This window comes from Yinghuangia seranimata (genome assembly GCF_029953285.1).
GTDB lineage: Bacteria > Actinomycetota > Actinomycetes > Streptomycetales > Streptomycetaceae > Yinghuangia > Yinghuangia seranimata.
In genome coordinates this window covers 232,802-255,493 of record NZ_JASAOI010000011.1, presented here as the reverse complement: position 1 = coordinate 255,493, position 22,692 = coordinate 232,802, and the positions used below count along the sequence as shown (strand labels likewise).

The 22,692-nt window shown below is 70.8% G+C and carries 21 protein-coding genes; 10 read left to right on the top strand and 11 right to left on the bottom strand.

Annotation, left to right across the window (positions count from 1 at the left end):
* Genes sufC through QI554_RS09110 form a run of 4 tightly spaced genes read left to right on the top strand, consistent with a single transcriptional unit; the run spans position 1 to position 2,828 of the window.
* A complete protein-coding gene (gene sufC / locus QI554_RS09125; RefSeq protein WP_281467867.1) occupies positions 1–765 on the top strand; it encodes a Fe-S cluster assembly ATPase SufC in 765 nt (254 codons plus the stop codon).
* Positions 762–2,021: a cysteine desulfurase gene (locus QI554_RS09120; protein WP_281467865.1), complete on the top strand. Its 1,260-nt coding sequence runs from the start codon at positions 762–764 to the stop codon at positions 2,019–2,021. The genes sufC and QI554_RS09120 overlap by 4 nt, the downstream gene beginning before the upstream one ends.
* Positions 2,022–2,046: 25 nt before the next feature.
* Positions 2,047–2,502 carry a Fe-S cluster assembly sulfur transfer protein SufU gene (gene sufU, locus QI554_RS09115; protein WP_281467862.1) on the top strand — a complete coding sequence of 152 codons (456 nt, stop codon included), beginning with the start codon at positions 2,047–2,049 and terminating at the stop codon, positions 2,500–2,502.
* Positions 2,499–2,828 carry a metal-sulfur cluster assembly factor gene (locus QI554_RS09110; protein WP_235055160.1) on the top strand — a complete coding sequence of 110 codons (330 nt, stop codon included), beginning with the start codon at positions 2,499–2,501 and terminating at the stop codon, positions 2,826–2,828. The genes sufU and QI554_RS09110 overlap by 4 nt, the downstream gene beginning before the upstream one ends.
* 72 nt (positions 2,829–2,900) lie before the next feature.
* Here QI554_RS09110 and QI554_RS09105 read toward each other — a convergent pair whose 3' ends face one another.
* The gene (locus QI554_RS09105; RefSeq protein WP_281467858.1) at positions 2,901–5,009 is read right to left on the bottom strand and encodes a glycosyl hydrolase; all 2,109 of its coding nucleotides are present in this window, start codon (positions 5,007–5,009) and stop codon (positions 2,901–2,903) included.
* Between the two features lie 75 nt (positions 5,010–5,084).
* Here QI554_RS09105 and QI554_RS09100 point away from each other — a divergent pair, with 75 nt between their 5' ends.
* From QI554_RS09100 to QI554_RS09080, 5 genes are all read left to right on the top strand, one after another.
* Entirely contained in the window at positions 5,085–5,999 is a 915-nt protein-coding gene (locus QI554_RS09100) for an RNA polymerase sigma-70 factor (protein ID WP_281467856.1), read from the top strand.
* A gap of 61 nt (positions 6,000–6,060) precedes the next feature.
* Positions 6,061–6,906: an SDR family oxidoreductase gene (locus QI554_RS09095; RefSeq protein WP_281467855.1), complete on the top strand. Its 846-nt coding sequence runs from the start codon at positions 6,061–6,063 to the stop codon at positions 6,904–6,906.
* A gap of 34 nt (positions 6,907–6,940) precedes the next feature.
* Positions 6,941–7,963, top strand: a complete 1,023-nt coding sequence (locus QI554_RS09090) for a 1-aminocyclopropane-1-carboxylate deaminase/D-cysteine desulfhydrase (RefSeq protein WP_281467853.1) — start codon at positions 6,941–6,943, stop codon at positions 7,961–7,963.
* A 165-nt stretch (positions 7,964–8,128) separates the two neighbouring features.
* Complete coding sequence (locus QI554_RS09085; RefSeq protein ID WP_281467851.1) at positions 8,129–8,671, top strand: RICIN domain-containing protein; 543 nt, start codon at positions 8,129–8,131, stop codon at positions 8,669–8,671.
* A 176-nt stretch (positions 8,672–8,847) separates the two neighbouring features.
* Positions 8,848–9,384 carry an RICIN domain-containing protein gene (locus QI554_RS09080; protein WP_281467850.1) on the top strand — a complete coding sequence of 179 codons (537 nt, stop codon included), beginning with the start codon at positions 8,848–8,850 and terminating at the stop codon, positions 9,382–9,384.
* Positions 9,385–9,498: 114 nt separating this feature from the next.
* On the opposite strand, the gene QI554_RS09075 is transcribed toward QI554_RS09080, so the two are convergent.
* Entirely contained in the window at positions 9,499–10,023 is a 525-nt protein-coding gene (locus QI554_RS09075) for a hypothetical protein (protein ID WP_281467847.1), read from the bottom strand.
* 196 nt (positions 10,024–10,219) lie between these two features.
* Between QI554_RS09075 and QI554_RS09070 the strand changes: the two genes are divergently transcribed.
* On the top strand, positions 10,220–11,644 hold the full coding sequence (locus QI554_RS09070) for a tetratricopeptide repeat protein (protein WP_281467845.1): 1,425 nt from the start codon (positions 10,220–10,222) through the stop codon (positions 11,642–11,644).
* A gap of 443 nt (positions 11,645–12,087) precedes the next feature.
* Here the strand turns inward: QI554_RS09070 and QI554_RS09065 are convergent, their stop codons facing one another.
* The 9 genes from QI554_RS09065 to QI554_RS09025 all read right to left on the bottom strand — a co-directional run bounded on the left by QI554_RS09065 (position 12,088) and on the right by QI554_RS09025 (position 22,338).
* Positions 12,088–12,720 (bottom strand): NAD(P)-dependent oxidoreductase, encoded by a 633-nt coding sequence (locus tag QI554_RS09065; RefSeq protein ID WP_281467843.1) that lies wholly within the window; start codon positions 12,718–12,720, stop codon positions 12,088–12,090.
* A gap of 188 nt (positions 12,721–12,908) precedes the next feature.
* Complete coding sequence (locus QI554_RS09060; protein ID WP_281467841.1) at positions 12,909–13,640, bottom strand: hypothetical protein; 732 nt, start codon at positions 13,638–13,640, stop codon at positions 12,909–12,911.
* 277 nt (positions 13,641–13,917) lie between these two features.
* Positions 13,918–14,253: an RNA polymerase-binding protein RbpA gene (locus QI554_RS09055; protein ID WP_269453090.1), complete on the bottom strand. Its 336-nt coding sequence runs from the start codon at positions 14,251–14,253 to the stop codon at positions 13,918–13,920.
* A 216-nt stretch (positions 14,254–14,469) separates the two neighbouring features.
* Positions 14,470–14,700 carry a preprotein translocase subunit SecG gene (secG, locus tag QI554_RS09050; protein WP_281467838.1) on the bottom strand — a complete coding sequence of 77 codons (231 nt, stop codon included), beginning with the start codon at positions 14,698–14,700 and terminating at the stop codon, positions 14,470–14,472.
* Between the two features lie 158 nt (positions 14,701–14,858).
* The gene (gene tpiA / locus QI554_RS09045) at positions 14,859–15,644 is read right to left on the bottom strand and encodes a triose-phosphate isomerase (protein WP_281467918.1); all 786 of its coding nucleotides are present in this window, start codon (positions 15,642–15,644) and stop codon (positions 14,859–14,861) included.
* 36 nt (positions 15,645–15,680) lie between these two features.
* Positions 15,681–16,868 (bottom strand): phosphoglycerate kinase, encoded by a 1,188-nt coding sequence (locus tag QI554_RS09040; RefSeq protein ID WP_281467836.1) that lies wholly within the window; start codon positions 16,866–16,868, stop codon positions 15,681–15,683.
* A gap of 187 nt (positions 16,869–17,055) precedes the next feature.
* Positions 17,056–18,060: a type I glyceraldehyde-3-phosphate dehydrogenase gene (gene gap / locus QI554_RS09035; RefSeq protein WP_281467833.1), complete on the bottom strand. Its 1,005-nt coding sequence runs from the start codon at positions 18,058–18,060 to the stop codon at positions 17,056–17,058.
* A gap of 230 nt (positions 18,061–18,290) precedes the next feature.
* Positions 18,291–18,896 (bottom strand): hypothetical protein, encoded by a 606-nt coding sequence (locus tag QI554_RS09030; RefSeq protein WP_281467831.1) that lies wholly within the window; start codon positions 18,894–18,896, stop codon positions 18,291–18,293.
* Positions 18,897–19,194: 298 nt separating this feature from the next.
* Positions 19,195–22,338 carry a M14 family zinc carboxypeptidase gene (locus QI554_RS09025; RefSeq protein WP_281467829.1) on the bottom strand — a complete coding sequence of 1,048 codons (3,144 nt, stop codon included), beginning with the start codon at positions 22,336–22,338 and terminating at the stop codon, positions 19,195–19,197.
* Between the last annotated feature and the right edge of the window lie 354 nt (positions 22,339–22,692).

Below are 22,692 nucleotides of genomic sequence, written 5' to 3'. Positions count from 1 at the left end.
ATGGCAACGCTTGAGATCCGCGACCTGCACGTCAGCGTGGAGGCCGAGAACGGCCCGCGCGAGATCCTGCGCGGCGTCGACCTGACCGTGAAGCAGGGCGAGACCCACGCCATCATGGGCCCGAACGGCTCCGGCAAGTCGACGCTGGCGTACTCGATCGCGGGGCACCCGAAGTACACCGTCACCGGCGGCAGCGTGACGCTCGACGGCGAGGACGTGCTGTCCATGACCGTCGACGAGCGCGCCCGCGCGGGCCTGTTCCTCGCGATGCAGTACCCGGTCGAGGTGGCCGGCGTCTCCGTCTCGAACTTCCTGCGCACGGCCGCGACCGCGGTCCGCGGCGAGGCCCCCAAGCTGCGGCTGTGGGTCAAGGAGGTCAAGGAGGCCATGGACCGCCTCCAGATGGACCCGTCGTTCGCCGAGCGCAACGTCAACGAGGGCTTCTCGGGCGGTGAGAAGAAGCGCCACGAGATCCTCCAGCTGGAGCTGCTCAAGCCGAAGATCGCGGTGCTCGACGAGACCGACTCGGGCCTGGACGTCGACGCGCTGCGCATCGTCTCCGAGGGCGTCAACCGGGTGCGCGACACCGGCGAGATCGGCACGCTGCTGATCACGCACTACACGCGGATCCTGCGCTACATCAAGCCTGACTACGTGCACGTGTTCGCCGGCGGCAGGATCGTCGAGTCGGGCGGCCCCGAGCTGGCCGACAAGCTGGAGTCCGAGGGCTACGAGGCGTACACCGGAGTCAAGGAGAGCGCATGACACACACCCTTCCCGGGCTCCTGGACACCGACGCCATCCGCAAGGACTTCCCGGTCCTGTCGCGGACCCTGCACGACGGCAAGCCGCTCGTCTACCTGGACAACGCGGCGACGTCGCAGAAGCCCAAGCAGGTGCTCGACGCGCTGAACCGCTACTACGAGATGCACAACGCCAACGTCCACCGCGGCGTGCACGTGCTGGCCGAAGAGGCGACCGCGCTGTACGAGGGCGCGCGCGACAAGGTGGCGGAGTTCATCAACGCCCCGTCGCGCGACGAGGTGGTCTTCACCAAGAACTCCTCCGAGGCGCTCAACCTCGTCGCGAACATGCTGACGTGGGCCGACGAGCCGTTCCGGGTCGGCCCCGGCAGCGACGTCGTCATCACGGAGATGGAGCACCACTCGAACATCGTGCCGTGGCAGCTGCTGTGCCAGCGCACCGGTGCGAAGCTCAAGTGGTTCGGCCTGACCGACGACGGCCGGCTCGACCTGTCGAACATCGAGCAGGTCATCACCGAGGAGACCAAGGTCGTCTCGGTGGTGCACACGTCCAACATCCTGGGCACCGTCAACCCGCTCGACGCGATCGTGCGCCGCGCGCACGACGTCGGCGCGCTCGTGGTCGTCGACGCGTCGCAGGCGGCGCCGCACGTGCCGCTGGACGTCCAGGCGCTCGAGGCGGACTTCGTCGCGTTCACCGGGCACAAGATGCTGGCGCCGACCGGCATCGGCGTGCTCTGGGGCCGGCTGGGGCTGCTCGAGGAGCTGCCGCCGTTCCTGGGCGGCGGCGAGATGATCGAGACCGTGACGATGAGCGCGTCGACGTACGCGCCCGCGCCGCACAAGTTCGAGGCCGGCACGCCGCCGATCGCGCAGGCGGTCGGGCTCGGCGCGGCGATCGACTACCTGAACGCGATCGGCATGGACAAGGTCGCGGCGCACGAGCACGCGCTGACGGCGTACGCCATCGACGCGCTCAAGTCGGTCGAGGGGCTCGAGATCATCGGCCCGGACACCGCCCTCGACCGCGGCGCGGCGATCTCCTTCAAGTTCGGCGACCTGCACCCGCACGACGTGGGCCAGGTGCTGGACGAGCAGGGCATCGCGGTCCGCGTGGGCCACCACTGCGCACGCCCGGTGTGCCTGCGCTACGGCGTCCCGGCCACCACCCGCGCCTCGTTCTACCTCTACTCGACGCCCGGCGAGGTCGACGCCCTCGTCGCCGGCCTGGAACACGTGCGCGGCTTCTTCGGCTGAGTGGGGTATGGGAGCGAACGCAGGCATGAAACTCGACTCGATGTACCAGGAGATCATCCTGGACCACTACCGCAACCCCCACCACAAGGGGCTGCGGGACCCGTTCGACACCGAGGTGCACCACGTCAACCCGACGTGCGGCGACGAGGTGACGCTGCGGGTGAAGCTGGACGGCACCGGGGCGGACGCCAAGGTCGTCGACGTGTCGTACGAGGGCCACGGCTGTTCGATCAGCCAGGCGAGCGCGTCCGTGATGACCGACCTGGTCATCGGCCGCACCGTCGTGGACGCCCTGAAGGTGCAGGAGGAGTTCCTGCACCTGATGCAGTCCAAGGGCCAGGCGGAGCCGGACGAGGACGTGCTGGAGGACGCCGTGGCGTTCGCGGGCGTCTCCAAGTTCCCGGCCCGGGTCAAGTGCGCGTTGCTCGGCTGGATGGCGTGGCGTGACGCCACGACGCAGGTGATGGAGGGTCAGAAGTGAGCGACACCAAGGTGAACCCGGCGAGCGCCGACGAGGTCACCGAGGCCCTGTACGACGTCGTCGACCCGGAACTGGGCATCAACGTCGTCGACCTCGGCCTCGTCTACGGCGTCACGGTCGACGACGCGAACATCGCGACCGTCGACATGACGCTGACCTCGGCCGCGTGCCCGCTGACCGACGTCATCGAGGACCAGGCGAAGACCGCGACCGAAAACCTCGTCAGCGACCTGCGCATCAACTGGGTCTGGATGCCCCCGTGGGGCCCGGACAAGATCACCGACGACGGCCGCGAACAACTCCGCGCCCTGGGCTTCAACGTCTGAGCCCCGCACCGACACCGAAACGGCCCGACTCCCCTACGGAGTCGGGCCGTTCGGCGTTTGCCCCGGTGGTCGCTACGCGAGCGTGAGGTTGTCGACGTAGACGGCGGTGCGGCCGGAGGCGTTGGGGGCCGGGGTGAAGGTGATGCCGATTTCCCGGACGTCGGTCAGGTTGGTGAGGTTCGGGGCGGAGAGGTCGAGGCCGAGGGTGACGCCGTTCGGGCCCACGGTGACGGGGCCGGCGTCGTACCAGGTGAGGTCGGGGCCGGTGCGGATGTAGAGCTTGGCGCGGGTGCCGGTGGCCTGGTCGCCCCAGGGGGCGGTGCGGGCGGTGACGGCGAGGGTGGTGCGGCCGGCGAGGTCGAGGGGGCTGCCGGCCGGGAGGCGCCGGTTGAGGAACGTCTCGCCGCGGGACGGCATGACGTCGGCCTTGAAGGACTGGGCGCCCTGGGAACGCCACTCGGTGACCGGCCAGGGGCCCGCCTCGGTGTTGACGCCTGTCCAGCCCTGGGCCCCGGACTCGAATCCGGCGAGGACGCGCGGGCCCAGGGTGCGGACGTCGTCGACGTAGATGGCGTTGGGTCCGTACGCCCCGGACGCGGGCACGACGTCCACGCCGATCTCGCGGATGTCGGCGGTGCCGGCCAGCGCTGCGAGGTCGAGGCGCAGCGTGGTGTCGGCGCCGCTCTCCCCGATCGCGAAGGGGCCGCTGTCGTACCAGGTCAGGTCCGGGCCGATGCGCACGTAGAGCTTGGCTTTCGTGCCAGGGGCCGGACTCCCGGTGCGCACGGTGGCGGCCAGCGTCGTGCGGTCGGACAGGTCGAACGCCGCGCGCCGGTTGAGGAACGTCTCGCCCCGCTCCAGGTCGATCACGGCCGACAGCGAGCGCTTCCCTTCCGCCGCCCAGTCGGTCGTACTGATCGGCGTTGTGCGGGTGTTCCAGTTCGTCCAGCCCTCGGTGCCGGCCTCGAATCCGGCGAGCAGCGCCTTCTCGGGCTCGGTCCTGCGGGTGAGGTCGACCTCGCCGCGGTTGACCACCCACGGGTCGTTCATGAGTTCGCTCGCGTGCAGGTTGCCGTTGCCGATCGGGCTCCACATGCTGTTCCACGCGAGGAAGTACGCGGCGGTCGGGAAGCGGGTGTGCAGAGCCGCAGTCCACTTCGCGTAGTCGAAGCCGGGATCGGGCGTGTTCTTGCCGGACGCGTTCGTCGGGCCGACCTCGGTGAGCGCGAACGGCTTGCCGAGTGTGGTGAGTTCCTCGTAGCCGCGGGCGGCGGCGGGTTCGTCGACGTAGCAGTCGAGTCCGACGACGTCGGCGTACTCGTCGCCGGGGTAGTACGCGTCCCGGCCGTAGCCGCCGTAGTTGCACTGCGGGGCGTACACCCACAGGACGTTGCGCGCCTGGCCGAGCCTGTCGGTCACGGAACGGACCATGTCCTGCCACACCGCGCGGAACGCGGCCTTGTCCTGCGCGCCCCACCAGAACCAGCCGACGTTCATCTCGTGCAGCGGACGGAACAGCACCGGGACACCTGCGTCGCCGAGGTCCTTGAGGCCGGCGGCCACCTCGTCCAGGCGGGCGTGCCAGGCCTGCCCGATGGCGGTGGCACGGTCGGTGAGCTGGGCGAACTGCTGGGCGGTGAGCGGTTGTCCGCCGAGCGGGCCGCCGCTGGGGTTGGGGGCGTGCACGCTCACCGAAACGAGGCTGCCCGCGGCGGCGGCCTGCTTGAGGTAGGTGTTGCAGGCCGTGTCGATGCGGGTCGGGTTGGCGGCGGCGTCCCAGCCGGACGCGTAGTCGCAGGCGACGACCGCCGGGTACTGCCCCGTCCTGGTGTGCAGCGTCTCGATCTCGGCGGACGACGTCGCGAAGTCCGGGCGGCTGTAACCGGCGAAGTAGCCGGACGCGACCCGGTTGCCTTCCGCGCCGGAGCGGTTGGGAAGGTGCCCCAGCCAGTCGAGCACCGCGCGGGCCTGGGTCGAAGCGTACGGGTCGGCGGGCGGCAGCGAGTGCGCCGACGCGTCGGGCTGCAGGCCCGTCCGGGTGATCAGGAGCGCGGCCGCGACGGCGAGGGCGGCGGCCGCGGCGACGAGCCCGTGCCGCCAGGTGCGGCGTCGTTTCAGCGCGTGCGACGCGCCGCCGCCTATGCGCGCGCCGCGGGACGTGCGTGTGCTGAGCAATCCCATGTCTCTCCCCGTGTGGATGCTGTGCGCAGCGAGCCTAAGCGCTGCTCGCACCGCGGCGTTGGCTACGGTGGCGGCGTGAGAACCACCTCCGCCCCTCCGTCGGCCGTCGAGTTCGAGGCCGAGCGGCCGCGCCTGTTCGGGATCGCGTACCGCATGCTCGGGTCCGCGGCGGAGGCCGAGGACGCGGTGCAGGACGCCTATCTGCGCTGGCACGCCGCCGACCGGTCGTACATCGACGCGCCCGGCCCGTGGCTCGCGAAGGTGCTCACCAACCTGTGCCTGAACCGGCTGACGTCGGCGCGCGTGCGGCGCGAGGAGTACGTCGGCCCGTGGCTGCCCGAGCCGGTGCGCACGGACGCGGGCGCGCTGGGGCCGCTGGAGACCGCCGAGCAGCGTGAGGCGGTGTCGATGGCCGTGCTGGTGCTGATGGAGCGGCTGTCGCCGCCGGAGCGGGCGGCGGTGGTGCTGCGCGACGCGTTCGAGTACAGCCATCGCGAGATCGCGGAGGTGCTGGACGTCTCGGAGGCGGCGGCGCGGCAGACGTACCGGCGCGCGAAGCAGCACCTGGCGGACGGCCGGGCCCGGTTCGAGGCGCCGGTGGCCCCGCGCACCGACCTGCTGGCGACGTTCCTGGCGGCGGCCGCCGAGGGCGCGCTGGACAAGCTGGAGTCGCTGCTCGCCGAGGACGCCGTCACCTGGGCGGACGGCGGCGGCAAGGTGCGCTCGGCGACCCGCCCGGTCACCGGCCGGAGCAACGTCGCACGCTTCGTCATCGGCCTGTTCACCCGCTTCGTCGAGGGCGTCGAGATCGCGTTCACCGAGGTCAACGGCGATGCGGCGGTGCTGGGCTGGGAGAACGGGCGGCTGATCGGCGCGGCGTCGGTCGACATCGGACCGGACGGCCTGGTGACGGGCGTCCGGATCATCCGCAACCCGGACAAACTCGCTTTCCTCGAAAATCAGTCTCAGGACCTGTCACAGAACGCCTAGCCGTCCGGTTCCTCCTTGTGGAGCGCCGGCAAAGGCGGGCGCGAACGAGGAGGTCAGGGCGATGTCGAACGAGCTGCCGAACACGGGGACGATCCTGGTCACGGGCGCCACCGGCGTACTGGGCCGCGAGGTGCTCGCGCGGGTGAAGGCCGCGGGGCTGCCCGTGCGCGCGATGACCCGGCGGGCGGATCTGCCGGACGAGCCGGGCGTCGTCTGGGTGCGCGGCGACCTGCTGAGCGGCGAGGGACTGGACGCGGCGTTCGACGGCGTAGCGACGGTGATCCACTGCGCGTCCGACACGCGCCACCCGAAGAACGACATCCCGGGCTTCCGCCACCTGCTCGACGCCGCCGAGCGCGCCGGGGTCGGGCACCTGGTCAACATCTCGATCGTCGGCATCGACCGCATCCCGATGACCTACTACAACATCAAGCTGGAGGGCGAGCGCCTGCTCGCCGCGTCGGGCGTCCCGTGGACGAACCTGCGGGCGACGCAGTTCCCCGAGCTGCTCAACATGTTCTTCGGCATGGGCTCGAAGCTCCCGTTCCTGATCGCGCCGTCGCGCAGCACGTGCCAGCCCGTCGACCAGGGCGAGGTCGCCGACCGGCTCGTCGCGCTGGCGCAGGGCGGGCCGGTCGGGCACGCGGAGGAGTTCGGCGGGCCGCGCACGTACCTGCTCACCGACCTGGCGAAGAGCTGGCTGAAGGCGGCCCGCAAGCGGCGCCCGGTGCTGCCGGTCAGGATCCCCGGCAAGGCGGGCGCAGGCCTGCGCGCGGGCGCGCTGACCACCCCCGACCACGCGGTGGGCGTGCGCACATGGGAGGACTACCTGGCGGAGAAGGCCGCGAAGGACGGCAAGGCCAAGAAGGCGAAGAAGGCCGGGAAGATCGAGACCACCGCGAACTGACCTACGGGGCCGGGTGATCCGTACGCTGGTCACCGTGGACACACCGCTGCTGCACGAGCGCTTCCCCTCCCACGACCCCGGCGCGCCGTTCTTCCGGCACGTCCCGCTCGGCGACCGGCCGACCCCCGTGGCGCGGCTGGCCGCCGGGCTCGCCGACGGCGCGGCCGAGGTGTGGGTGAAGGACGAGAGCGGCTTCGGGGACCAGTGGGGCGGCAACAAGGTCCGCAAGCTCGAGTGGATCATCGCGGACGCGCAGGCGCGGCGCTCGCCGACGATCCTCACCTTCGGCGCCCTGGGCACCAACCACGGACTGGCGACGGCCAGGTTCGCCCAAGCACACGGGGTGCCGGTCGCGCTCGCGCTCGTCGACCAGCCGGTGGACGACCACGTGCGCGCGCAGCTCGCACGGCTCGAGGCGTCCGGGGCGACGATCCACCGCACGCGCACCAAGCGCCGCACCTATCTGCTCGCGCCGTGGCTGATCCTGCGTCACGGCAGGTTCGTGGGCGGGCGGTTCCGGCCCGCGTACGTGCTGCCGACCGGCGGGTCGTCGCCGGTCGGCATGCTCGGGTACGTCGAGTGCGGCCTGGAGATCGCCGCGCAGGTCCGGGCGGGCGACCTGCCCGAGCCGTCCCACGTGGTGCTCCCGGTGGGCAGCGGCGGCACGGCGGCCGGGCTCGCCCTCGGGTTGCGCCTGGCCGGGCTGCGCACCCGCGTCCTCGGCGTCATCGTCAACGACCAACTCCCGTTGGACGCGCCGCACATCGCCGCGATGGCCAACAAGACGGCACGGCTGCTGCGCAAGCGCACGGGCGACTTCCGCGTCGCCGACCTGAGCCCGGGCGACGTGACCATGACCCGCGACTGGCTCGGCGCCGGCTACGGCCACCCGACCCCCGAAGCCGACCGGATCATCGTGGACTCCCGCGCCGCGGGCGGCCCGGACCTCGAACCGGTGTACACCGCAAAGGCGTTGGCCGCTCTCCGCGACCTGAACACCCGAGGCGCCCTCGGCGACGGCGCGGTGCTGTACCTCCACACCTACGGCCCGCGCTGAGCGGAACTCCACAACAGGGCGGTAACGGGCCGCCCAGTGAGCGGTGTCGATCGCTCCAGCGAGCGGCGAAATGCCTGTCTTGTAACGGTATTTCCGGAGTCGCGCCTGCCAGGATCCTCAAGGCCGCCCGCCTCATCGGCGCGGGCCCGACCGAGAGGGACACGCATGAACATCCGCAAGGCGCTCTGCTCCGCCGCCACCGCGCTGGGCCTGGCGGCCGGACTGCTCGCCGGCACGGGCGGCAGCGCGTCCGCCACCACCGACGACTACCTCTGGTGGACGATGGTGACGCCGATCCTGCACTTCCCGTGGTCGAACGAGCGGGACCCGAACCTCTGCATGGGTGTGCAGGGCGGATCCAGGGACAACGGGGCCGCGGTGATCCTGTGGGAGTGCAACGGCAACGACGACCAGAAGTGGACCTACACCACCAACAGTGCCGGGATGACCCAGCTGGTCAACTGGAAGAGCGGCAAGTGCCTGGACATCTTCAACTGGGACTTCAGGGCCGGGGCCCAGCTCGACCAGTGGGACTGCCACGGCGGGGCGAACCAGGAGTGGGTGCGGGACGGCTTCACGTTCAGGAACCCGGCGAGCCACATGGTCCTCGACGACCCGAACAGCTCGACGGCGTGGGGCACCCGTCCGATCATCTGGCCCTACCACGAGGGCTACAACCAGATCTGGCGCGCCACGACCTCACTCTGACGCGGCCGCGCCGGTTGACCGGCGCACAGTGACCGCGGGCGCGTGTGTCGCGCGCTCCACTGTGCGCGGCGAACGCCCTTGTTCCTCCCGGTCTGTTCGTCGGCGCGGGCGGTTCGCGGTGCGAGGATCTCGTCGCGCCGGGGCCACCCGCCCGCGGCGTCGACGATCGGAGAACTGTGAAGATCCGCAGACTGCTCACATCCGCCGCGGGGTCCCTCGCCCTCGCGGCCGGCCTGCTCGGCGCGGGCACCGGAACGGCGTCCGCCGAGACCCACCAGTGGACGTCCGTGCTCCAGCCGATCCTGGTCGACCCCTACGGGAACGAGCCGCGACCGAACCTGTGCCTCGGCGTCCTGAACGGAAGCACGGACAACGGCGCCCCGGTGATCATCTGGGAGTGCAACGGCAACTACGACCAGAAGTGGTCGTACTTCACGCGGGAGGACGGCTCCCACATGCTGAAGAACTACAAGAGCGGGAAGTGCCTCGACATCCCGGAGTACAACTTCAACGCGGGCACCCGACTGGTGCAGTGGGACTGCAACGGCGGCACCAACCAGACCTGGTACTTCTCGTCGGACACATATTTCAAGAACCCCGCGAGCGGCATGGTCCTGGACGACCCGGGCGGGTCGAGGACATGGGGCACCCAGGCGATCATCTGGCCGCAGAACGGCGGCAACAACCAGTACTGGCAGACGTACCGGTTCTGAGGCGCGCCCCGGTGACCGGCCCGGGGCGGGGGGGGGGGGGGGGCCCCCCCCCCGCCCGGGGGGGGGGGCGCCCGCCGCCCCCCCCCCCCCCCGGGTCTACGTCCGGACGCCGCCCTACACAGCGTCCGGGCCCGAGGCGCGGACCCGCTGGACGTGCTCCAGCGAATCGCGCAGTTCCGTGAGCCACGCGTCGGTGTTGCGTTCGACGAGGCGGACGCACCACGCGAGCGCCTCGCTGCGGCTCTTCGCGACGCCGCCCGCGATGAGCGTGTCGAGCACCTGCCGCTCGGGCTGCCGCAGCCGCGTCATGACCGGTGCGGCGACGTGGGTGAAGAGCGCGCGGCGGTCGCCGCACAGGACGCCCCACGACACCTTGCGCCCGAACTTCCGCTCGGCTTCCCGGGCGACCTTGATACGGGCCTCGCGGGTGCGCTCGCGGAACTCCGACACCTTGCCCTCGATCGCGCCCTCACGGGTGGCGTCGGAGGCGTCCTCGGCGAGTTCGGGTTCGGGGATGCGCCCGACGACGGTGATCTCCTCGCGGTCGACGGTGATCTCGGCCGCCTCGCTGAACAGCCCCTCGGGCAGTCGCCCGGCGAACCAGCCCCTGACCTTGTCCTGCTGCTCGTTTGTAATCATGTAATTGACATTACGTCGTGCTCGGGGGATCGCCAACCACGTCCGCCCTGGGCGTAACGGGCTCCTTGGCTTGATCCTCTCCGTCCCGCCCCCGGCCACCAACCCCGCGCGGTAGCGTCGCCCCGAACAGTGGGCGAGCTGTGGGGAGGGGTGGGCGGGCGTGGTCTTCGTATGGCGTCGTCGGCATGAACGCCACTTGGCCGAGTACCGGCTCCGGCTCGAACAGGCCGAGGCCGGCACCGCCCTCGTCCCCGCCGCCTCCATACCCCACGCGCGAAATCCGGCCGATCCGGAGGGCGAACTTCCGCCTCAACCAAGCACCGCCCGCGCCGTCGCCGCCGCCGTACGCCGCGAGGAACGCGACCGTGCCGCGATGCTCGCCGAACGCGCCCGCCGCCTCTCCCGGGCCGGCCGGCACACCGAGGCCTCCGCACCCGCCCGCGCCGCCGTCCGCGTACTCGGCGACCTCGCCGAACAGGACCCCGCCGAGCACTCCCCCGCCCTCGTCGACGCCCTGCGCGCCCTCGCCGCCGTCCTCGCGGGCGGCCGCGCGTACGCCGACGCCGTCAAGGTCGCCGAGAACGCCGTCACCCGCGCCCGCCGGCTCGCCGCCCTGGACGTCCACCGCCACCGGCCGCTGCTCGCCGCCACGTTGCGCGACCTCGGCGCGCGCCTGGGCGACGCGGGCGAGGCCGAACGCGCGCTGGCCGTGCTGTACGAATGCGTCGAGGCGTACCGCACCCTGGCCTCCCGCGCCCCCGAGCTGCACCGGGCCGGACTCGCCGACGCGCTCGACGAGTTCGCGGGACGACTCGCGGAGAACGGCCTCGTCGACGACGCCCTGCTGCTGTTCGACGAGGCGGCCCGGCTGCTCACCCTCTCCGACGCCGACGTGCTCGCCCAGGTCACGACCCGGCAGGCCAACCTGCTGGCCCGCGTCGGCCGCGTCGACGAGGCCCTCGAACGCGCACACTCCGCGGTACGCCTGCGCCGCACCGGCACAACGGCCGCCGCGGGCCGCGGCGACGACGCGCTGGCCGCCGCGCTGCAGAGCTTCGGCCTGCTGTTGAGCGGCGCGAACCGGCACGACGACGCCGTCGAGGCCCTGGAAGAGGCCGTCGCCCTGCGCGCCCGCCGGGTCCGCTTCGACCCCGCACTCGCCCGCAACCCCGAAGTGCCGGTCACCTACGCGGTGTACGGGCTCGTGCTGATAGCCGCCGACCGGCCCGCCGACGCCGTCCCCCCGCTCGCCGCCGCGCTCGGCGTGGGCACCGCGCTGAACCTCCCCCAGGTCGTCGACATGGCCGGCGACGCACTGATCCGCGCCCACCGCGCCGAACCCGCCGCCGTCCGATCGCGCTGGCGCGCGGCCACCGGCGAGAACCCCCCGTCGTGGATCACCGGCACGCGAACAGCCGTCGCAGGCGGCCGCATTCCACCCCGCGCGGCGAGACCCGAGACCCCTCCCCCCGCTGCACCGACCACCCCCGCCGCGCCCGAACCCGCACCGGCACCAGCACCAGCGCCCCCGCCCTCACCGGACCGCCCCGCACGCCGCCCGATCCCCGCCGTCCAGACCCGCCGCCCCCGCACCGACGCCGAACCGACGCACCCTGTCTGAGTCTTGCGCTCCCAGCGCGGTGACGCAGGTGTGACGCGAACACCCCCCAATGAGGGAGTTCTGGTGATTCGCATACGTGACGGCAAAGTGATGGGGGGTCGAGGCCGTGCCCCCGACCGAGTCAGCAGGCGCGGCCCCACGCTGGAACCGCAGCCCGGCAGCGCAACAAAACCCCGCAACAAAACCCGCACCCACAGAACGACCGCAGCCCGGCAGCGCAACAAAACCCAAAGAGCCACCACACCCCGCGCCCCTCCCGCCAGATGCGAGGTGGTTCAGCGCGGACGGCCCGCGGGTCAAGCCGCAACAGGACAAGGCCACCAGACCGAGCGCTGCCAGGAACGGCTTGACGCGCGGGCCGTCCGCGCGAAAATCAAAAAGCGGGAGGGGCGTCAGCCCAAAACCACAAACCAGGTCAGGAACGGTGCAGCGAGAAAGCCACGCTACCCCCGCCGACGCCCCACCGGCCCGATGGCCACCGCCTTACGCACGTACTCCTCGCTGGTGAGCTGCCCCAGCATGAAGTCCGCGACATCCGCCCGCGCGATCCCCGACGCCCAGGACAGCCGCAGGTCCACGCCGGCCCGGTAGTCGCCCGTCGCGGAGCGATCCCGCAGCACCGCGGGGCGCACGATCGTCCAGTCGATGTCGCGGGTGCCGTGGATGCGGTCCTCCATGACGGTCTTGTCCTTCATGATCGACCGGAGCATCAGCCAGATGGTCACCGAGAAGAAGTCCCGTCCGCGGCTGTCCCCCACGCCGAAGTCGCTGAGGGCGACGAGCCGTCGGACCCCCGCGGCGGACATCGCCGGGAGCAGCGTCTCCATCGCGTCGCCGCACACCGTCGTCCGCAGCGCCCGCTGTCCGAGGGTGCTCACGACGGCGTCGCTGCCCTCGACGGCCTGCGCGACCGCCTTCGCGTCCCGGACGTCGCCCACCACCGCGTGCAGCCGCTCCCGCGCCGGCAGCTTCGCGGGGTCCCGTACGAGCGCCACGACCTCGTGGCCTTCCCGCAGCCCCTGGTCGACGACAAAGCGGCCGGTGCCGCCCGTGCCGCCCAAAACCGTCAGTCGCATGGCACCACCCCGTATCCGCCGAACCTGCTCCTACCAGCAAGGATGGCCTCAGCAGGGGGAGATCGACCAGACACGCGCGCGATGCGGACAACCGGCGGCGGCGCTCACCACCAGACCAACCCACAGCCCAAAGACGACGGCATTCGTCACCAGGCCAACCCACAGCCAAACGGCCGCAGCGTACGCCGTCAGGCCGACGCCCCCTCCGCAGCCGGCCGGGCCGCAGCCAAACGACGGCGTCGGCGCATCACGTACCAGGTGCCGATGCCCGTCGCCGCCAAGGTAGCCGCGATGCCGCCGTACACCGTGGACTTCGGCAGCCCGGCCGCAGCCGCGAGCTCGGCGTCGCTGGGGAGTTGGTCCACGTCGGTCGAGCAGACGACCGGAACGGCGCTGCCCGCAAGCTGCGCGCACGCGGTCGACGCGATGCCCCGTCCCTGCGGCAGCTTGTCGACGCGCGCCTTGACCGCGCGGACGACCTCGCCGCCGGCGGGCAGGTCGACGGTCCACGCGATCTGTCCCTCGTGCCCGCCCGGGGCGCCGCCTTCGGTCGCGCTCACGAGCGTCAGGCCGACGGGGAGCGTCTCGACCATGGTCAGCTGGTCGATGTCCGTGGAACCGAGGTTGCGCAGCCGCACGGTGTAGGTGTGTTCGCGGTGCTCGGCGGTCTTCATCGTGCCGTCGTCCACCTTGATGGACAGGGCCGGACGCGACGGCGGGACGGGAACCGGCATGGCGGCGGTGGGGGCGGCGGTCGTGCCGTAGTCCGGCGCCGGCCCGTCGGCCGGGGGGTTCGCCACGGGGGTCTCCTCCGCCCACGCCGAGGCACCGCCCACCCCGACCGCGAGCACCATTCCGACGACCGCGGCGACCCGGCCGCCCGCGCCGACGACCCGGTGGATTGCTGCTCGGCTGCCCACGCGCGCACTCCTCAACGGCGGCTCCGGGCGGCGCGCGGCCGCCCGACCATCACTCCTCAGTGTGAGCGGCCCCCGCCCCACGGCCGGGCCCACGCGCCGTGGTTCGCCCGACGGGCGCATCAGGACAACCCGTTCGGGCCTGGCGGGCGCCCCACCGGACCGAGCGGAGCGAAAAACGCCGCAGGGGCGCGGTCACCTGACGATGACCGCGCCCCTGCGGGACGTGAAAACTACTGCCGCGGCGGTCCGGCCGCCGCGTCGAGCCGTCGGCTCGGGATCAGATCTCGCCGCGCAGCTTCGCCAGCGCCTCGGCGAGGATCGCCTCGCCGTCCGCGTCGCTGCGGCGCTCGCGCACGTACGCGAGGTGCGTCTTGTAAGGCTCGGTGCGCGGCGCGTCCGGCGGGTTCTCGCTGTCCTGCCCGGCCGGCAGTCCGCAGCGCGGGCAGTCCCACGTCTCGGGGACCTGGGCGTCGGTCGCGAAACTCGGCTGGGTCTCGTGCTTGTTGGCACACCAGAACGAGATGCGCAGGCGGGGGGCCGCTTCGCCGCGCTCGGCCTCACCCATCGGACCCGCGCCGACCCGGCTCCCACGAATGGCGTTGCCACTTGCCACGGTTAAAACTCCCCTTGGATCTGATGGTCGCGCGCCCGGTCGCGCGACTCGGAAGGTGCCGCCGGGCGGAAATGCGTCAGCCCTGGCGGCTGCCTCGCGAACCAGTGTACGTGCGGCTCGCGGGGCCGGGAACCGCGTCCCGCAGGCTTTCCGACATAGCGTCAGGAAGCTTGTGGGGCCGGTGACATGGCCGCGTACCGCAGCGTCGCGAAACCGCTAGTTCTTGAGGAGGAGACCCAACACGACGATGCAGACGAACCACAAGGAGCCGACGACGATCGTGATGCGGTCGAGATTCTTCTCGACGACCGACGAGCCGCCGAGCGAGGACGACATACCGCCGCCGAACAGGTCGGACAGGCCACCGCCCTTGCCCTTGTGCAGCAGGACAAGCAGCACCATCAGGGCGCTGAAGATGATCAGGGCGATCGAGAACGCGACAGTCACGGCCTGGCCCAACTCCTCATCAGTGAGCTTCGCGGGGCCCCGCCCCGGTCCGCTCCGGACGCACGACCAGGGATTCCTGGCCTCGGACAGGGTACGCGGTTCCCCCGCCCCAGTGGCAACCAAAGTCGCGACCGGGGCGGGGAAACTCGCGGTACCGGCTAACCTACGGCCTGGTCCCGGAAGCGGACCAGCTTGACGAACTCCTCGGCGTCGAGGCTCGCGCCGCCGACCAGACCACCGTCGACGTCGGGCTTGGCCATGATGCCGGCCACATTCGACGCCTTGACCGAGCCGCCGTACAGCACGCGGACCTTGCCGGCCAGCTCCGGGTCGTACAGCTCGGCGACGCGCGCGCGGATCGCGGCGCACACCTCCTGCGCGTCCTCGGGGGTCGCGACCTCGCCGGTGCCGATCGCCCACACGGGCTCGTACGCGATCACGATCGTCTCGGCCTGCGCGGCCGGGATGCCCTTCAGACCGCCGTCGACCTGGGCGAGCGTGTAGGCGACGTGCTCGCCGGCCTTGCGGACGTCGAGGCCCTCGCCGACGCACAGGATCGGCACGATGCCGTTCGCGAACGCCGCCTTGGCCTTGGCGTTGACGATCTCGTCGGTCTCGTTGTGGTACTGCCGGCGCTCCGAGTGGCCCACGGTGACGTAGGTGCACTTGAGCTTGGCGAGCATCGAGCCGGCGATCTCGCCCGTGTACGCGCCGCCGGTGTGCTGCGAGACGTCCTGCGCGCCGAACACGATGCGCAGCTTGTCGCCGTCCACGAGGGTCTGCACCGAGCGCAGGTCCGTGAACGGCGGCAGGACGGCGACCTCGACCTGGTCGAAGTCCTTGTCGTCGAGCGCGAAGGCGAGCTTCTGCACCAGGGCGATGGCCTCGAGGTGGTTGAGGTTCATCTTCCAGTTGCCGGCCATCAGCGGGACGCGGCCGGTCACGGCGCTGCCCGCGGGGTTCTTCTTGGTCGCCATGGTTCAGCCTTCCAGCGCGTCGAGGCCGGGCAGGTTCTTGCCCTCGAGGTATTCCAGGCTCGCACCGCCGCCGGTCGAGATGTGACCGAACGCGTTCTCGTCGAAGCCGAGCGTACGCACCGCGGCGGCCGAGTCGCCGCCGCCGACGACGGTGAAGGCGTCGGATTCGATCAGCGCCTGCGCGACGGCACGGGTGCCGCCGGCGTAGGGGGTCATCTCGAAGACGCCCATGGGGCCGTTCCAGAACACCGTCTTGGCGTCCGCGAGCTTGCCGGCGAACAGCGCGCCGGACTCGGGGCCGATGTCCAGGCCCATGCGGTCGGAGGGGATCGCGTCGGCCGTGACGACGGCGTGGTCGGCGTCGGCGGCGAAGGCCGCGGCGGCGATCACGTCGACGGGCAGCACGAACTCGACACCGTTCGCCTCGGCGCGGGCCAGGTACTCGCGGACCGTGTCGATCTGGTCCTTCTCGAGCAGGCTGGTGCCGACCTCGTGGCCCTGTGCGGCCAGGAAGGTGTACACCATGCCGCCGCCGATGAGGATGCGGTCGGCCTTGCCGAGCAGGTTGTCGATGACGCCGAGCTTGTCGGACACCTTCGACCCGCCGAGCACGACCGCGTACGGCCGCTCGACGTTGTCGGTCAGCCGCTTGAGGACGTCGAGCTCGGCGGCGATCAGCCGGCCCGCCGCGTGCGGCAGCTTGTGCGCGACGTCGTACACGGACGCGTGCTTGCGGTGCACCGCGCCGAAGCCGTCGCCCACGTACAGGTCCGCGAGGCCGGCCAGCTGGTCGGCGAACGCGCCGCGCTCGGCGTCGTCCTTGCTGGTCTCGGCGGCGTTGAAGCGCACGTTCTCCAGCACCGCGACATCGCCGTCGCCGAGGGAAGCGACGGTGGCGCGGGCCTGCTCGCCGACCGTGTCGGCGGCGAACTTCACGTCCTTGCCCAGCAGTTCGCCGAGACGCGCGGCGACCGGGGCGAGCGAGTAGGCGGGGTCGGGGGCGCCCTTCGGGCGGCCGAGGTGGGCCGTCACGATGACACGGGCGCCGCGCGAGGCGAGGTCCGCGATGGTGGGCAGGCTCGCGCGGATGCGACCGTCGTCGGTGATGGTCGCGCCGTCGAGCGGCACGTTCAGGTCGGCGCGGACCAGGACACGCTTGCCGGCGACATCGAGGTCGTCGATGGTCTTCATGGTTTTCGGATCATCCTCGTCGGTTCAGGCCGCTGAGGGTGGACGGCCTGGGGTTCGAACCTTCGGGTCTGCTGCCGCGCGAGGGGGCGCGGTGTGCGGCGGGCCCGGACGACGGATCGTCCGGGCCCGCGCGCTGTCACTCCGGGTCACCCGGTCTGACGGCGGATCCGCGAGCGGACCGGCGTCGTCAGAGCTGGCCGCCGATGTGCTTGACCAGGTCGACGAGGCGGTTCGAGTAGCCCCACTCGTTGTCGTACCAGCCGACGACCTTGACCTGCTTGCCCTGCGCCATCGTCAGCTTCGAGTCGAAGGTGCAGGAGGACGGGTCGGTGACGATGTCCGAGGAGACGATCTCGTCCTCGGTGTAGGACAGGAAGCCCTTGAGCTCGCCCTCGGCCGCCTTCTGGAACGCGGCGTTGACCTCGTCCTTGGTGACCTCGCGCTCGAGCTCGACGACCAGGTCGGTGACCGAGCCGGTCGGGACCGGGACGCGCATCGCGATGCCGTCGAGCTTGCCGGACAGCTCGGGGAGCACCAGCGCGGTGGCCTTGGCGGCACCCGTCGAGGTGGGGATGATGTTGGTCGCGGCACCGCGGGCACGACGCAGGTCGCTGTGCGGGAAGTCCAGGATGACCTGGTCGTTCGTGTACGCGTGGACCGTCGTCATGAGGCCCTTGGCGACACCGAAGTTCTCCAGGAGGACCTTCGCCATCGGCGCGACGCAGTTGGTCGTGCACGAGGCGTTGGAGATGACGGTGTGGTTGGCGGCGTCGTACTTCTCGTGGTTGACGCCCATCACGATGGTGATGTCCTCGCCCTTGGCGGGCGCGGAGATGATGACCTTCTTGGCGCCGGCCTGGACGTGCTTGACGGCGTCCGAGGCGTTGGTGAAGCGGCCGGTCGACTCGATCACGATGTCGGCCTGCAGCTCGCCCCACGGGAGGGCGGCCGGGTCGCGCTCGGCCAGCGTCTTGAAGGTCTTGCCACCGACGGTGATGCTGTCGTCGGTGTGCGTCACCTCGAGGCCGAGGCGGCCGAGGATGCTGTCGTACTTCAGCAGGTGGACCAGGGTCGCGTTGTCGGTCAGGTCGTTGACACCGACGATCTCAACGTCTGCGCCCGAGGCCAGAACCGCGCGGAAGAAGTTACGGCCAATACGGCCAAACCCGTTGATACCTACTCGGATCGTCACGAACCGATCTCCTCTTGGTGCGCCGGAGGGATGCCCTGATGTGTGTTTCCCGGCAGACGGGTTGGAATCGTCAAACCGAGACCAACTCCGACCCTATCGCGCCCCATACATTGGCCGTGACGCGGTGTCCACCCTACGGACGTGGTAGAAGCCGCCCCGACACGGCGAAGCCCCGGCCCCGGACCACGGGGGTCCGGGCACCGGGGCCGCGGCGGAACAGGGTCAGCCGCTCAGGACTGGTCGCCGACCTTCCTGGCGATGCTGAAGCCCGCGCCGGCGCCCAGCGCGTAGAAGAGGAAGTCCACCGGCTTCAGGTAGTCCTTCCACGCCTGCGTGACGACGTCGAAGTGGTCGAAGATGTCGCCGAACGACGCGTCGAGGTCGAAGTGCAGCGCGAAGACGAACCCGGTGATCTGGCCGAGGATCACGCTGCCGAAGCCGAGGAGCGCCGCGAACAACGGGAGCGCCGGGTGCTTGCCGCCGACCTTGCCGACCGCGAAGCCGACGATGGCGCCGGCACCCACCGCGATGTAACCGATCTGGCGGCCGTCGGCCTTCCAGAAGATGAAGCCGTAGATGGCCGTGGTCACCAGGAACGCGACCAGGCCGGCCACCACCGCGCTACCGGTGCGCGGCGGGCGCTGCATCGGGCCGCCTCCGCCCGGTCCGAAGCCGCCGCCAGGCTGGCCGTAGGGGCCCGGCTGCTGCGGGACCTGCCCGTAGGGGCCCGGCTGCTGACCGTAGGGCTGCTGAGGCTGGCCGTACGGCTGCTGCTGCCCGTAGGGACCCGGCTGCTGCGGCGGACCGCCGTAGCCCGGGCCGTTGTATCCACTCACGAGTTCTCGTCTCCCAGGGACGCATGGGGAAGGACGGTCGAGGCTAGCGGCCCAGGCCGTCGCCGTGCTATCGAAAACCGCCCGCTGAGCTGGGCGTTTGCCACCGACAAACGATTCATCACCCGATTTGTCGGCAAGGTTGAGGGAGTTCCCCCACAGTTCGCGCGCGGTGCGGGCCCGAAGAGTTGCGGCCGGAGACGTCAGGACCCCGGTGGGTCGAGCCCACCGGGGTCCCGGTCGCGCCTTTCCTCAGCCCTTTCCCTCTCCCTACGCCGTCACGGCGCCGGTGGGGTGCCCGCTACTTGAGCAGGTACTGGACCACCTTCGCCATGACCGCGTTCTTGTCCGCCTGCGTCGGCAGCTGCTCGAGGCCGAAGCCGAGGAGCAGCGTGTCCGGCGTGGCGACGGCGGAGTTCCCGAACACCGAGTTCGTGTGCAGGAAGTTCGCCGGCGAGTGGTCGCCCGGCGGCGGGCCGGGGGTCGACCAGGCGCCGAGACCGTTCTCGAAGCCCTCGGACTCGACCGCGGCGCCGTTCTTGACGATGTGCGTGTCGTCGACGAAGACGCCGGTGCCACCGCTGCCCGGGTCGGTCACGAAGCTGATCGAGACCTCGACCTGCTTGCCCGCGTACGCGGACAGGTCGAACGCCACCTGCTGCCAGCCACCGGAGTTGCCGGTGAAGGCGTTCCACTGGCCCGTGCTGCCGGACGGCGTGCACGGGGTGGTCTGGGTCAGGTAGTGCGCCAGGAACGGGTGGTCCTTGATGAGGAAGCTGTCCGCCGCGCACTCGGCCGGAACCGCGGTCGACGAGCGACCGTTGAGGTCCGGCAGCGTCGTCCAGTCGTCCTGGCCGACGGTGTGCGCCTCGAAGATGACGTTGTCGTAGCTCTCCTCGGTGTCCCACGACACCTGCGCGGTGAGCTTCGGCGCGTCGGCCGCCGTGGTCCCGGTCAGGTCGACGGTGCGCGTGAGGCGCATGTACGAGTCGTCCTGGTGCGGGCCCGCGACGTACTTCGAGCCTTCGAACGGGGTGAACGGCCCCTTCGGGACACCGGCGTAGACCGCGGCGGGCCCGCTCTGGAACTGCGGGAACTGCGCGGGCGGCAGCACGGTGCTGGTGGACAGGAAGCCGCCGGCTTCGTTGACCGGGTTGCTCGCGGTGCCCGGCAGACCGGTGTTGACCCCGGTGAGCGGGTCCGCGACGCCGGTGATGCCGTTGACGCCGTTGACCGAGCTGCGGTCGTATGCGCCGAGCCAGTACTGCGTGAAGTCGTCCGACAGGATGTCGCAGTCGTCACGGTAGCTGGTGGTGATCACGCACTTCTTGTCCGGCTGGCCCTTGAGGCCGTAGTAGATGCCGCCGCCGTTGGCGCCGCGCAGCGGGCCGTAGTAGGCGGTGGTCTCACCGGAGTAGAGGAGCTTGCCGCCCTCGTTGAGGTAGTCGCGCACGTTCATCGTGAGGGAGAACGCGCGGTCGGCGACCGTGCTGTCCGGGACGAAGCGGCTGCCGACCTGGGTCGGCTCGTCCGCGGCGTCCTGGGTGAGCCGGTTGTCGCCGAGGTACCAGACGACGGCCTTGAAGTGGCCGAGCACGCCGAGCGCGTCGGGCACGCCCTGCTGGTCGACGTCCCACAGCGCGGTCTTGGCGCCGGACGCCTTGAGCGCGTCCAGGTACTCGTTCGCGTACTTGGGCGCGTTGGTCCCGGCCGGGTAGGTCGGGTTCACACCCTTGTAGTCCTCGTTGGCGATCACGAGGACGTCGGCGCCCTTCTCGACGTTGGGCGCGACCTTGTACGTGAAGTGCTCGGACTCGACCTTGCCCTTGCCGGGCTTGTTGGCCGTGTACCAGACCTCGACGCTGTCACCGGGTTTGCTGTGGTCGACGGAACCCCGGTACTGCTTGTACCAGTTGATTCCGTCCTGGCCGTAGCGTTTGCCGCCGTCCCACGGAAGCACACCGTCGGTCTTGGCGGGACCGCCGTTGACCTTGTAGTTGATCTTCAGGTTGGTGAGCTTCTGCTTCGCGTCGACGGCGACCGGCTGCTCGTCGCCGTCCTCGGCGTAGGACGTGTCGAACTTGTGGATCGCCAGGTCCGGCGCGGTGTAGCCCAGCGAGGAGACCGGCTCGTCCGGCGTCGGCGCCGACTTGGCCACCGAGAGCGCGAATCCGAGGTTGTTGGTGAACTCCTTCTGGATCAGCGTCTCGTCGTCCGGGAAGTTGAAGATGCCCGCGCAGTCGGCGGGGTCCCAGGCGTCGTTCGGGTCCCAGTTCGACGCCGTCTCGCACGTGGACATCTCCGGCGTGAACGGGATCGCACCGTACTGGTGGTCCACGTAGCCGTCGGTGTCACCGTTGGTGGCGTACAGCGCCGCGCCGAGCTCGGGCTCGTAGCCCGGGACGGCGGGGTTGTTGTGGTTGCCGGCCAACGCCTGCGCGATGTAGTCGTCGGGGCTGTGGGTGGCGACCTGCCAGCCGACGCCGTACAGCAGGAGCTGCGCCGCCGAGTGGTAGTTCACGACGAACCTGGGGTGGATCCTGCCCAGCAGGTTGTCGAGCGCCTTCGTCTCGGGCTCGGAGTTCGGGCCCGGTCCGCGCCACGTGTCGTTGAAGGAGTCCGCGGACGAACCCTCGTTGTCGTAGCCCCACTTGTAGTTGAAGTTGCGGTTCGGGTCGACGCCGTCGGCACCGGTGATGACACCGTTGCCGTCGTTGTCGCGCAGCGTCTTGCGCCACTGGCGCTGACCCGGCTGCCACGTCCACTCGTAGCCGTCCGGGTTCGCGGACAGCACGAACCACAGCTCGGTCGAGTTGACGATCTTCTTGACGTCCTGGTTGTTCGACTTGTAGCCGTCCACGTAGTAGTGGAGCAGCCGGCGGTTCATCTCCGGCGTGATCCACTCGCGGGCGTGCTGGTTGGCGACGTACAGCACGGGCGGCTTGGTGCCGTCCCGACTGGTCTTCGCCTCCTTGCTCACCTTGATCGCCAGGATGTCCTGGCCGAGCGTCGACTTGCCGATCGACACCACCTTGGTGATGTCGGGGTTGGCCTTGGCGACGTCCAGCATCTCGGCGGCGAGGCCGCCTTCACCGGCGTAGTGCTTGAACACCCCGCCGGTCGGCGCGGCGGACCGGAGGCCCGCCTTCGCCTGCTGGTTGCCGCGGACCTGCACGGATATGCCGGCCTTGGTGAGCTTGGCGGCCTCCGCCTCGGAGAGGACGAGTTCGGCGGAGGCCTTGCCGTCGGCCCCGATCACGGAGTCGGTCTCGGTGCGGTCGATACCGAGGTCGTAGACCTTCTGGGCGTCCTTGGGGTCGAAGGTCGCGAGATACGCCTTCTTCCCATCGTCGCCCGCCTGGGGCAGTTTCACTGTCGGGATCTGTGTCGCTATCGGCAGTTCGTCCGACGGCGCCGGCGCCTTCGCGGCATTGGCCGCCGGCATGGCCGAGACCATGCCGATCACCAGCGATATCGCGGCCAGTCCCGTTCCGGCGATGCGCGTAGATCGTCGGGAACCCGTTGTGCGTCTCACTCAACCCCCTGATGTGAGTGGGCAAGCGCGTGGGGATGAAGCGCGACGGGCCCCTGGTGCCAACCACCGGGTCAGAGGCGGTTGTTGATGCAATCAGAGGCCCGTCGAGCTACACGCGTTACGCATGGTACGGGAATCCCGTTCCGCGACAAGGCTCTTCGGGAAACCGCTGTACGGACTTTGGTGTCCGCTTAACGATCAGTTGGGGCCTGCCGGGGCGAACACCGCCGAACCGGGACAGAAGGCGGCCGGGGGTCGGCCCGC